This window comes from Clostridium beijerinckii (assembly GCF_008705175.1).
GTDB classification, from domain to species: domain Bacteria; phylum Bacillota; class Clostridia; order Clostridiales; family Clostridiaceae; genus Clostridium; species Clostridium beijerinckii.
This window is the reverse complement of sequence record NZ_CP043998.1, coordinates 3,102,360-3,113,788: the sequence shown is the minus strand read 5'-3', so window position 1 is coordinate 3,113,788 and position 11,429 is coordinate 3,102,360. Positions and strand designations below refer to the sequence as shown.

Below are 11,429 nucleotides of genomic sequence, written 5' to 3'. Positions count from 1 at the left end.
GCTGTAATTTAAGTAGACCTAGAGATATAGCCTTTTATAAAGGAGAGGTGTACATGAGTACTTTATTACAACAAATTGTAAATGGTATATGCCTAGGTAGTGTATATGCATTAATAGCTATTGGCTACACTATGGTATATGGAATTATTAAATTAATTAATTTTGCTCACTGTGATATTTATATGGTTGGTGCTTTCTTAGGTTACTTTGCAGCAACTGTATTAGGTCTTGGATTTATTCCAAGTTTGATTTTTTCTATGGTTTCATGTGCTGTCTTAGGTATGTTAATTGAAAGAATTGCTTATAAACCACTTAGAAATTCACCTAATGTAACATTGTTAATAACCACAATGGGAATGGAACTTATATTACAAAACTTTGTAAAAGCTGATTTTGTTGCAGGTCCAAATACTAGAAATTTTCCAGAAGTAATTCCTTTAATTTCTTATAAAATTGGAGCAATAACAATAAGTAATCTTCAAATAATAGCACTTGCTATTACTATTATATTATGTGTTGCATTACAATACCTTGTAAATAAAACTAGAACAGGTAGAGCAATGAGAGCAACTTCTTATGATAGAGATGCAGCAGCATTAATGGGAATAAATATTAATAGAGTAATTTCTTTAACTTTTGCTTTAGGTTCAGCGCTAGCTGCCACAGCTGGTGTACTTGTTGGTATGCTATATCCTAGACTTGAGCCTGCTATGGGTGTTATGCCAGGACTTAAATCTTTCGTAGCTGCTGTTCTTGGGGGCATTGGAATTATACCAGGGGCCATGTTTGGTGGACTTGCAATGGGACTTATTGAGACTTTATCAAAGGTATATATTAGTTCAGGATTATCAGATGCAATTGCTTTTTCAATTTTAATTATAATTCTTATTGTAAAACCAACAGGTTTATTTGGTAAGAAAAACAATGTGAAGGTGTAGGTGATGAAAATGATAAATAAGATAAGCAAAAATGAAAATAGTACAAGCTTAAGTCTGGTTAAAACCACATACACTAGATATATGATTACAACAGTTGTCCTTGCATTAATTTATGTGTTTCTAATGTTTCTTGTAAACCAAGGAATAATTGGTGATTATATACTTAGAATTATGAAACAAATTGGTATTTTTTTAATTGCAGCCTTAGGTCTTAATCTTATATTAGGGTTTACTGGTCAATTTACTATGGGACATGCTGCTTTTATGTCAATAGGAGCATATGGATCTGCAATAATGACTAAAAATTTTAATATGCCCTTTCCAATTGCCTTACTTGTAGGAATCATATTAGCTGGAATTTTAGCAGCGCTAATTGGATATCCAATATTAAGACTTAAAGGGGATTATTTAGCTATTTGTACCTTAGGGTTTGGAGAAATAGTAAAGGTAGTAATTCAAAATGTAGATTATGTTGGTGGTGCTAGAGGGATTTCAGGAATACCAGGAAGCACTTCTTTCTTAATAGTATTAATAGGTGTAGCACTTTGTTATGCAATACTAAAAAATTTAATTCATTCTTCAAAAGGTAGAGCAATTATGTCAATTAGAGAAGATGAAATAGCAGCAGAAGCTATGGGAATAAATTCTACTAAATACAAGATGATTGCATTTATTATAGGTAGCAGTATGGCTGGTCTTGCTGGGGGCTTATATGCACACTTTAATTCCTTTATTGATCCAGCAAGCTTTGCATTTTCAAAGTCAATTGAGTTAATAACTTATGTAGTACTTGGTGGAATGGGAAGTTTATCAGGAACTGTAATTGGAACTTCAATTCTTATTTATTTACCTGAATGTCTAAGAGGACTTAGTGAGGTATTTAAGACATATCGTATTTTAATATATGCTGTTATGCTTGTGCTCATGATGATTTTCCGTCCACAAGGTATTCTTGGAACAAGGGAAATTACAGTAGATAATATAATAAAATTTTTTAAGAAATTTGGAAAAAACTCTACAAAAAATATAGTTCAAGACGAAAAGGCTGGTGAGTAGTATGTCTTTACTTTCAGTAGAAAAATTAACAATAAAATTTGGTGGTCTTACTGCCGTTTCTGATGTAAATATGGAAATTGGGGAACATCAATTAATTGGTCTTATAGGTCCAAATGGTGCAGGTAAAACAACTCTTTTTAATATGCTTACTGGTGTATATAAACCAACAGAAGGAAAAATACAATTAAATGGTGAACGTATTGATGGAACTAAACCTTATGATATTACATCAAAGCATATTGCTAGAACATTTCAGAATATTAGACTTTTCACTGAATTAACTGTACTTGAAAATGTTATGATTAGTTTTAACTTTCAAGCAAAATCTAGTTTGTTTACATCTATTATTAAGACTCCAGCTCACATTTATGAGGAACAAAAAATGAAGCAAGAGGCTTTAGAAATATTAAAAATTTTTAAATTAGACGATAGTGCAGATGAGCTTGCGAGTAATCTCCCTTATGGTAAACAAAGAAGATTAGAAATAGCTAGAGCATTAGCAGCTAAGCCTAAGCTTTTACTTCTTGATGAGCCAGCCGCTGGTATGAATCCTCAAGAAACAGTGGAACTTACTGAACTTATTCGCTGGATAAAAAATGAGTTTAAAATATCTATTTTACTTATCGAACATGATATGAAACTTGTAATGAATGTATGTGAATACATTTATGTACTTTCTTTTGGCGAAATTATTGCTAAAGGAATTCCAAAAGAAATTCAAAAAAATCCACAAGTAATTGAAGCGTATTTAGGAAAGGGGGCGGCACAATAATATGTTAAAAGTAGAAAATATTAATATATCTTATGGTGCAATTCATGCGATTCACGATTTGAGTTTAGAAGTAAATAATGGAGAAATTGTAACTTTAATTGGAGCTAATGGTGCTGGGAAAACTAGTACACTCAGAGCAATTAGCGGTTTAAATCCAATTAAATCTGGTGAAATCACTTATGATGGGAAAATGATTAGCAATATTGGAGCACACAAGATAGTATCTTATGGTCTTAGCCAAGTTCCAGAAGGAAGAAGAGTATTTGGTGATCAGACAATAGAAGAAAATCTTTTATTAGGAGCTTATTTAAGAAAGAGTAAATCTGAAATCAAAGTATCAATGGAAGAGGTATTTACATTGTTTCCAAGAGTAAAGGAAAGAAGAAAGCAGCTTGCAGGAACTATGTCAGGTGGTGAGCAGCAAATGCTTGCAATAGGGAGAGCGTTAATGGCAAAACCTAAATTATTATTGCTTGATGAACCATCAATGGGTCTTGCTCCTATTGTAGTTGAAGAAATATTTGAAATAATAAAAAACATCCGTAAAGCTGGAACAACAATTCTTTTAGTAGAGCAAAATGCAAATGCTGCACTTCAAATAGCTGATAGAGGTTATGTTTTAGAAACAGGTAGTGTTGTATTAGAAGGATTAGCACAAGATTTATTACATGACGATTCTGTTAGAAAAGCATACTTAGGAGAATAAAAGGATGGTCATATGAAATGATAGTGTAAAGTAAGTTATGAAAAAATAAAAAAGTAATTTACACTATTAAATAAAGGGGGAGGCAATATGGATAGGTTTGTAATTGCAATCACAAGAACTTGTGGAAGTGGTGGAACAACAATTGGTAAAATGCTTTCAAAGGATCTAGAGATTAATATGTATGATAGAGAATTATTACGTTTAGCATCAGATGATAGTGGGATTAATGAATCACTATTTGCAAATGCAGATGAGCATGTTAAAAGTAGTTTACTATATATGGTGTCAAAGAAGGTATATGAAGGTGAATTGATTCCGCCAGAAAGTAATGATTTTACTTCAAATGATAATTTATTTAATTATCAAGCTAAGATACTGCGGGAATTAGCAGAAAGAGAATCTTATGTTGTAATAGGGCGTTGTGCAGATTATATTTTAAAGGATAATCTAAATGTATTTAAGATTTTTATTCATGCATCTAATGAGTATTGTATTAAACATCAAATGGAAAGTTTGTGTATTTTAGAAAAAGAGGCTGCTAAGCAAATTAGGAAATTGAATAAGTATAGAAGAGGATACTATTATTACCACACGGGAAACAAGTGGGAAAACGTAAAAAATTATGATTTATCTCTTGATACTAGTAAATTAGGAATTGAAAATTGTGTTAGATATATTAAAGAATATATTAAGTTAAGAATGAATTCTTAACTAAGGAGATATTTATGGATAAAATGGATTACAAAATATTAAAATGTTTGAAATCAAATGCCAGAATTAGAGCAGCCTCTATAAGTAATGAAATTCATTTATCAGTTTCAGCAGTTCTTGAACGCATACATAAAATGGAGAAAAATAAGGTGATTCAAAATTATACCATTATAGTAGATCAAAAAAAATTAGATAATGATGTGTGTGCTTTGATGGAAGTTAGTCTTGAACATCCAAAGTTCTATGATAAATTTACTTCAGCTATTAAAGGGAATGATAATATTGTTTCATGTTATTATTTAACTGGAGATTATGATTTTATGCTTAAAATAATTTGTCAATCATCTGATCATCTTGAGAAAATTCATCGTGCAATAAAAAGTATAGAAGGAGTATCAGCAACTAAAACGCATTTTGTTTTAAAAAATATAAAAAATACATTTAGTGTAATACCAGAGGTAGAAGAGTAAATAGGCATATTAAAAATTTGAGGTTTATAATTGAATTTTTTAAAATATAAGAAAAAATTTTGGTAATACAGCAAATAACAATAAAATTAACTGGAATTTTAAAAAATATTGAAAAATATTTCTGTGAGATATACTATATGAATATAGTATTAGTTTCAAAGAAAAACCAGATATACTTTAGACGAAGAAGTCAAATTCAAAGGTCTAAAATATGTCTGGTTTTTTATTTTAAGAATTTTAGGAGGAAAATACAATGGAGAATTTAGGTTATTATAATGGAAAGTTTGGATTATTAGAGGAAATGACAGTACCAATGCTTGATCGTGTTTGCTATTTTGGAGATGGAGTTTATGATGCTACTTATAGCAGAAATCACAAGATTTTTGCATTGGAGGAGCATATTGAAAGATTTTACAACAGCGCTGGTTTATTAGGAATTAAAATTCCTTATTCAAAGGAGCAAGTAAAAGAAATCCTTAAGGAGATGGTATTAAAGGTTGATTCAGGAGAACAATTTGTATATTGGCAAATTACTAGAGGAACTGGAATGAGAAATCATGCTTTTCCTGGAGATGAGGTCCCTGCAAATCTATGGATTATGTTAAAGCCTTTAAATATTAAGGATATGTCACAAAAATTAAAGTTAATCACTTTAGAAGACACTAGATTTTTACACTGTAATATCAAAACCTTAAATTTATTACCAAGTGTAATTGCATCTCAAAAAACTGAAGAGGCAGGATGTCAGGAAGCTGTATTTCATAGAGGGGATAGAGTAACTGAATGTGCACATAGCAATGTATCAATTATTAAGGATGGTATATTAAAAACTGCTCCAACAGACAATTTAATTTTACCAGGTATAGCAAGAGCTCACCTTATTAAAATGTGTAAATCCTTTAATATTCCTGTAGATGAAACAGCATTTACCTTGAAGGAATTAATGGAGGCAGATGAAGTTATAGTTACTAGTTCAGGTCAATTTTGTATGGCAACCAGTGAAATAGATGGAATACCTGTAGGGGGAAAAGCACCAGAGCTTGTAAAGAAATTACAAGATGCATTGTTAAATGAGTTCTTAGAAGAAACAAAAACAGAATAGGAGGTAGAATATGAATCAACAAGAATTAACAATATTTAATTTGGGAGAGAATTTAGATAATTTAATGAATTTAGACCCTAGGGGATATGGTGTATGCCGCATTTTATATTCTGCAGCAAGAGAGTATACAAAAGAGCCTTTAACTACAAATGCAGCAAAAAAATTGGTGAACACCTTAAAAGATGGCGACTTAGTCTATATAATGACTGGTTTTGTACTTCTTCCTTTTAAAAAGGCTGAGATGGATGGAATTGTTAGCTCTATGATATTAGCTAGAGCTTTAGTTAAAGCTTTTAATGTCAAACCTGTAATAATATGTCCTGAAGATAATATGGAGGCTGTAAAAAATTTAGCGCAAGTAATAGGAGTCCACTTATATGATAGCATAGAGGAATTAAAAGAATATCCTATATCTATTGCAGCTATACCATTTACAAAGGATGAAAATGTAGCTGCCAAGCAGGCTGATGAAATCATAGCTAAGGGATTACCAAGCGCTGTTATTAGCATTGAGTGTCCAGGGGCAAATTCAATTGGTGTTTATCATAATGCAGTAGGACTAAATGTAACTGAATTAGAGGCAAAACAAGATATTTTATTTACTAAATTACAGGGCAAGGGTGTTCTTAATATAGCAATAGGAGATCTTGGAAATGAAATTGGTATGGGAACTATTAGTGAACATTTAGAAGAGTATATTCCATATGCAGCTAAAGGAAAATGTAATTGTGGATGTAATGGTGGAATTGCAGTAGCTACAAAGGCAGATAATATTATTACTGCAACAGTTTCTGACTGGGGATGTTATGGATTAATTGCAGCAATAGCTTATTTAAAGAAAGATTTAGAAATACTACATACAAAAGAGTTACAAGAAGAAGCAATGGTTGTAGCTTCAAGAAGTGGAATGATAGATATGTATGGATGGCTTGTACCTGCTATAGATGGATTTGGATTATCAATGAATCTTTCAATAGTTAATTTGATGAGAGAATGTGTATCTTATTCTATTAAATTAGAAGATACCTGTGCTACTTGGTTTGATAAAGTTATTGAATTAGGTTTTTATGAAAATGTTGTGTAGGGGCTGCCCACATTGAATGATTTGCAAGTAGTGATATAGGAATAAGTATTAGGAAGGGGATAATTATGGATTATTCTAAGATGAAACCGAGTGAAGTTCGAAATTTAATACGTGAAGGCAAAATTACAGGACCAACTTCAGGAATGTGTGCTGGATATGCACAAGCTAATTTGGTTATCTTGCCAAAGGAGTTAGCCTATGATTTCTTATTATTTAGTCAAAGAAATCCAAAAGCTTGTCCTATATTAGAAGTTAGTGATGTGGGAAGCAGGAGTTTAAGATATATTGCAGAAGATGCAGATATAGCTAATGATATACCTAAATATAGAGTTTATGAAGATGGAATATTAACTGGTGAATATACGAGTGTTGAGCATTTATGGAGAGACGATTTTGTGAGCTTTTTAATAGGTTGTAGCTTTTCATTTGAATCAGAGCTTTTAGAGGCTGAAGTACCTGTAAGGCATATAGAAGAAAACTGTAACGTGCCAATGTTTATAACCAATATAGAGTGTGAACCAGCGGGGATCTTTAATGGAAAAATGGTTGTAAGCATGAGACCTATTCCCTATGATCAAATTGTTAAATCAGTAATGGTCACTGGAGCAATGCCAAAGGTTCATGGAACACCAATTCATATAGGAGAACCTTCTGTTATTGGAATTTCAGACATTAGCAAGCCCGATTTTGGAGATAGTGTTAATATAAAAGAAGGAGAAGTTCCAGTATTTTGGCCTTGTGGTGTGACACCACAATCTGTGGTTATGAATGTTAAACCTAAAATAGTGATTACACATTCTCCTGGCCATATGCTTATAACGGATACTAAAAATATAGACATTAAATTCAGTTAAGAGGCTTAACTCATAACTGATCAAACGGGGGTAATTATGTATAAAGTAGATTTAAATTGTGATTTAGGAGAAAGCTTTGGAAGCTATAAACTTGGTTTGGATGAAGAAGTGATTTCATATATATCTTCTGCTAACATAGCCTGTGGATTTCATGCAGCAGATCCGCTTGTAATGGACTATACAGTAAAACTAGCTAAGGCAGCTGGCGTTAGCGTTGGTGCTCATCCTGGCTTTCCTGATTTAGTGGGCTTTGGAAGAAGAAATATGAATGTATCTCCAAAAGAAGCTAAAGCTATGGTGCAATATCAAATTGGTGCTTTAGATTCTTTTTGTAGAGCCCAAGGAATTAAAATGCAGCATGTAAAACCACATGGAGCTTTATATAATATGGCGGGAAAGGATTTAAAACTTGCTGAAGCTATTTGTGAAGGTATATATGAAGTGAATCCTGAACTGATTTTACTTGCCTTATCTGGAAGTGAAATGATAAATGCCGCACAAAATATTGGATTAAAAGTAGCAAGAGAGGCCTTTGCTGATCGTGCTTATGAAGAAGATGGATCTTTGGTTGCGAGGACTAAAGAAGGAGCGATGATTACAGATGAAGAAGTTGCTATTAAAAGAGTTATTAAGATGATAAAAGAAAACAAGGTTACATCTATTACAGGTAAAGATATACCAATTAAAGTGGATTCTATATGTGTCCATGGAGATGGAGCTAAGGCATTGGAATTTGTAAAAAAAATTAAGCTTAGCCTTGAAGAAGAAAATATAGAAATCATTCCACTACACAAAATATATTAATATATAATAAAGAAGGCTTTTTATGGGAGAATATTTTAGAACTTATGCAAAAATAGATTTAGAGGCTATTTTGCATAATATAAATGAAGCAAAAAAACGAATAGAAAGAAATGTGAAGATTATGGCAATAATTAAGGCTGATGGATATGGACATGGCGCTGCTGAATTAGGTAATTTTCTTAAAAGTGAAGTGGATTATTATGGTGTAGCTACTTTAGAGGAAGCTCTAGAGTTACGTAAATCTGGAATAGAATTACCTATATTAATTCTCGGATATACCTCACCTAGTCAATATATAGAAGTAGTCAAAAATAATATTACCCAAACTGTGTATAATACTGAAATGGCTAAGGAAATGTCAAAGGCAGGAGCAATATGCAAAAAAGAAGCAAAAGTTCATATTGCTTTAGATACTGGTATGACTAGAATAGGTTTTGATGCAAATGAAGATGGAATAGCAGAAGTTCAGGAGATTTTAACTTTTTCAAATTTAGTAGTTGAAGGTTTGTTTACTCATTTTGCTACAGCAGATGAAGCTGATAAAAGTTATAGTAAATTGCAAATAAGCAAATATGATAAATTTGTAGCTTTACTAGAAGAAAGAGATATAAATATTCCTATTAAGCATATGTGTAATAGTGCTGGAATTATGGAATTTGATCATCATCGCTTTGATATGGTGAGGTGTGGAATAATTACTTATGGATTATATCCATCTGAAGAAGTTAATAAAAATGCTATTACATTAAAACCAGCGCTTCAATGGAAAACTCATGTGATAAATGTAAATATAGTTGATGCAGGTCATGGAGTAAGTTATGGGAAAACTTATATTACAAAAAATGAAACAAAGATAGCAACTCTTTCTGTAGGATATGCTGATGGATATCCTAGAGCTCTTTCTTCAAAGGGAAGAGTATTGATACATGGTAAATATGCACCAATTATAGGAAGGATTTGCATGGATCAAATGATGGTGGATGTTACACATATAGATAATGTGAAGATTGAAGATGAAGTAACTTTAGTTGGGAAAGATGGAGAAAATATTATTTATGTTGAGGAATTAGCTAATATGGCTGGAAGCTTTAATTATGAGTTTGTCTGCGGTATAGGGAAAAGAGTTCAAAGACTTTACAGAGAATTATCTTAAATATTATATAGGGATAATGAAAAATAAATAAAATTAGGAAAAAGGTCTAAAGGGGTGAAACATGGATATGGAAAAAAGCAATTTTAAAGCTAAAATTTCTCAAATAAGTGAAACAGCAGCTTTGGTTGAGTTCGGAAGAAAAATTAGTGAGGATATAAATAAAAAAGTAAGAACCTTTTGTACTTATCTTGATGAGAAACCTTTTTATGGAATGGTGGAGTATGTACCAGCTTTTACAAGTGTTTCTGTCATTTATAATCCATTGGATATGAAGAGTGAATCCCCTTATGAAGTGGTAAAAGTTATTTTGGATAATATAATATCTAAACTTGATTTTTCTTTAGAAGATGAAGAACATATAGTTGAAATTCCAGTGTGCTATGGCGGTGAATTTGGACAAGATATTGAGCAAGTTGCAAAAATAAATAATATTACTGTAGATGAGGTTATAAAAATTCATTCTGAAGGAAAATATCTAGTTTATATGATTGGTTTTGCTCCAGGATTTCCATACTTAGGTGGAATGTCTGAAAAAATTGCGGCTCCAAGGCGTGAATCTCCAAGAATAGCAATACCAGCAGGTTCAGTTGGTATTGCTGGAATGCAGACAGGGGTATATCCTATAGAAACTCCTGGGGGCTGGCAGCTTATAGGAAAGACACCATTAAAATTATTTGATTTAAAGAGAAATTCTAAAAGCCTTTTAAAGGCAGGAGATATAGTTAAGTTTTATCCTATTTCTTATGAAGAATATGTACAGTTAAAGGAGGAAGAATAGTGAGTATATCTGTTTTAAATCCAGGACTGCAGTCAACTATTCAAGATTTGGGAAGACATGGATATCAAAAATATGGGGTTATAGTTAGCGGTGCTATGGATGTTTATGCTATGAAAATTGCAAACATTGCAGTTGGAAATGATGAAAATGAAGGTGTTTTGGAAATTACAATGATTGGTCCCTCATTAGAGTTAGAAAAGGGAGCCTTAATTTCTATAACAGGTGGAAATATTTCACCTACTATTAATGGAAAGAAAATTCCAATGGGAAGACCAGTTTATTTAAAGGAAGACTGTGTATTAAATTTTGGAGCGTGTATAGCTGGATGTCGTTCTTATTTAGCTATAGCAGGCGGCTTTGCCGTTCCAGAAGTTATGGAAAGTAAAAGTACATATTTAAGAGCACAATTTGGAGGCTTTAATGGAAGACCTTTGAAAAAGGGAGATATATTAAATATTGGTACTAAAAGTGTAGCAGCTATTAAAATAATAGAAAAGTTACAAGAGATAACTCAAAAAGGTGAGTTTGTAGCTCCCAGTTGGTATATTGGGGATTCAACAGTAGAAAATATCAATAGCACAATTATTAGAGTTTTTAAAGACAGGCAATTTGATAATATTTCTGATGAAAGTATAAATGAATTTTTTAATTCAGAGTTTAATGTAGATAATAAATCAGATAGAATGGGATATCGTTTATGTGGAGAAAAAATAGAACTTAAAGAAAGATTGGAAATGATATCTGAAGAAGTTTCTGTTGGGACTATTCAAATTCCGCCTGACGGTAACCCTATTATTTTATTAGCAGATAAGCAAACTACAGGAGGATATCCTAAAATAGCTCACGTAGTTTCTGTAGATATTCAAAAAATAGTTCAACTAAAACCTAATAGTAAAATTAAATTTAAACAGATTACATTAAAGGAAGCCGAAAGGCTGTACTTTGAAAGAGAAAAATATATTGATGAACTAAAAAAAGCAATAAGACTTACAATATTATAA

Annotated in this window: 13 protein-coding genes; all 13 read left to right on the top strand. The window is 31.8% G+C overall.

The window, feature by feature from the left end; all coding sequences use genetic code 11:
- Window positions 1-53 precede the first annotated feature (53 nt).
- Window positions 54-938: a branched-chain amino acid ABC transporter permease gene (locus tag F3K33_RS13975; RefSeq protein ID WP_012058974.1), complete on the top strand. Its 885-nt coding sequence runs from the start codon at window positions 54-56 to the stop codon at window positions 936-938.
- A gap of 9 nt (window positions 939-947) precedes the next feature.
- A complete protein-coding gene (locus F3K33_RS13970; protein WP_038458402.1) occupies window positions 948-1,994 on the top strand; it encodes a branched-chain amino acid ABC transporter permease in 1,047 nt (348 codons plus the stop codon).
- 1 nt (window position 1,995) lies between these two features.
- A complete protein-coding gene (locus tag F3K33_RS13965; RefSeq protein WP_012058972.1) occupies window positions 1,996-2,766 on the top strand; it encodes an ABC transporter ATP-binding protein in 771 nt (256 codons plus the stop codon).
- A gap of 1 nt (window position 2,767) precedes the next feature.
- Window positions 2,768-3,472 (top strand): ABC transporter ATP-binding protein, encoded by a 705-nt coding sequence (locus F3K33_RS13960; RefSeq protein WP_012058971.1) that lies wholly within the window; start codon window positions 2,768-2,770, stop codon window positions 3,470-3,472.
- Between the two features lie 87 nt (window positions 3,473-3,559).
- Window positions 3,560-4,183 carry a cytidylate kinase-like family protein gene (locus F3K33_RS13955; protein ID WP_039768592.1) on the top strand — a complete coding sequence of 208 codons (624 nt, stop codon included), beginning with the start codon at window positions 3,560-3,562 and terminating at the stop codon, window positions 4,181-4,183.
- 14 nt (window positions 4,184-4,197) lie between these two features.
- Complete coding sequence (locus tag F3K33_RS13950; RefSeq protein WP_023975451.1) at window positions 4,198-4,653, top strand: Lrp/AsnC family transcriptional regulator; 456 nt, start codon at window positions 4,198-4,200, stop codon at window positions 4,651-4,653.
- A 253-nt stretch (window positions 4,654-4,906) separates the two neighbouring features.
- Complete coding sequence (locus tag F3K33_RS13945) at window positions 4,907-5,755, top strand: D-amino acid aminotransferase (RefSeq protein WP_012058968.1); 849 nt, start codon at window positions 4,907-4,909, stop codon at window positions 5,753-5,755.
- Between the two features lie 10 nt (window positions 5,756-5,765).
- Complete coding sequence (locus tag F3K33_RS13940) at window positions 5,766-6,839, top strand: DUF4392 domain-containing protein (protein ID WP_039768590.1); 1,074 nt, start codon at window positions 5,766-5,768, stop codon at window positions 6,837-6,839.
- A 65-nt stretch (window positions 6,840-6,904) separates the two neighbouring features.
- The gene (locus F3K33_RS13935) at window positions 6,905-7,693 is read left to right on the top strand and encodes a putative hydro-lyase (protein WP_039768588.1); all 789 of its coding nucleotides are present in this window, start codon (window positions 6,905-6,907) and stop codon (window positions 7,691-7,693) included.
- Between the two features lie 36 nt (window positions 7,694-7,729).
- Window positions 7,730-8,497, top strand: a complete 768-nt coding sequence (locus F3K33_RS13930) for a LamB/YcsF family protein (protein ID WP_012058965.1) — start codon at window positions 7,730-7,732, stop codon at window positions 8,495-8,497.
- A 22-nt stretch (window positions 8,498-8,519) separates the two neighbouring features.
- On the top strand, window positions 8,520-9,650 hold the full coding sequence (gene alr / locus F3K33_RS13925) for an alanine racemase (RefSeq protein WP_039768586.1): 1,131 nt from the start codon (window positions 8,520-8,522) through the stop codon (window positions 9,648-9,650).
- Between the two features lie 67 nt (window positions 9,651-9,717).
- Window positions 9,718-10,428 carry a 5-oxoprolinase subunit PxpB gene (gene pxpB / locus F3K33_RS13920; RefSeq protein ID WP_031275989.1) on the top strand — a complete coding sequence of 237 codons (711 nt, stop codon included), beginning with the start codon at window positions 9,718-9,720 and terminating at the stop codon, window positions 10,426-10,428.
- Complete coding sequence (locus F3K33_RS13915; RefSeq protein ID WP_023975447.1) at window positions 10,428-11,429, top strand: 5-oxoprolinase subunit C family protein; 1,002 nt, start codon at window positions 10,428-10,430, stop codon at window positions 11,427-11,429. The genes pxpB and F3K33_RS13915 overlap by 1 nt, the downstream gene beginning before the upstream one ends.

Bases quoted from the DNA above. Each gene is read 5' to 3' on its own strand.
- F3K33_RS13965 (WP_012058972.1), top strand. From the start codon at position 1,996: ATGTCTTTACTTTCAGTAGAAAAATTAACAATAAAATTTGGTGGTCTT.
- F3K33_RS13975 (WP_012058974.1), top strand. From the start codon at position 54: ATGAGTACTTTATTACAACAAATTGTAAATGGTATATGCCTAGGTAGT.
- F3K33_RS13935 (WP_039768588.1), top strand. From the start codon at position 6,905: ATGGATTATTCTAAGATGAAACCGAGTGAAGTTCGAAATTTAATACGT.
- F3K33_RS13955 (WP_039768592.1), top strand. From the start codon at position 3,560: ATGGATAGGTTTGTAATTGCAATCACAAGAACTTGTGGAAGTGGTGGA.
- alr (WP_039768586.1), top strand. From the start codon at position 8,520: ATGGGAGAATATTTTAGAACTTATGCAAAAATAGATTTAGAGGCTATT.
- pxpB (WP_031275989.1), top strand. From the start codon at position 9,718: ATGGAAAAAAGCAATTTTAAAGCTAAAATTTCTCAAATAAGTGAAACA.
- F3K33_RS13945 (WP_012058968.1), top strand. From the start codon at position 4,907: ATGGAGAATTTAGGTTATTATAATGGAAAGTTTGGATTATTAGAGGAA.
- F3K33_RS13970 (WP_038458402.1), top strand. From the start codon at position 948: ATGATAAATAAGATAAGCAAAAATGAAAATAGTACAAGCTTAAGTCTG.
- F3K33_RS13960 (WP_012058971.1), top strand. From the start codon at position 2,768: ATGTTAAAAGTAGAAAATATTAATATATCTTATGGTGCAATTCATGCG.
- F3K33_RS13940 (WP_039768590.1), top strand. From the start codon at position 5,766: ATGAATCAACAAGAATTAACAATATTTAATTTGGGAGAGAATTTAGAT.
- F3K33_RS13930 (WP_012058965.1), top strand. From the start codon at position 7,730: ATGTATAAAGTAGATTTAAATTGTGATTTAGGAGAAAGCTTTGGAAGC.
- F3K33_RS13950 (WP_023975451.1), top strand. From the start codon at position 4,198: ATGGATAAAATGGATTACAAAATATTAAAATGTTTGAAATCAAATGCC.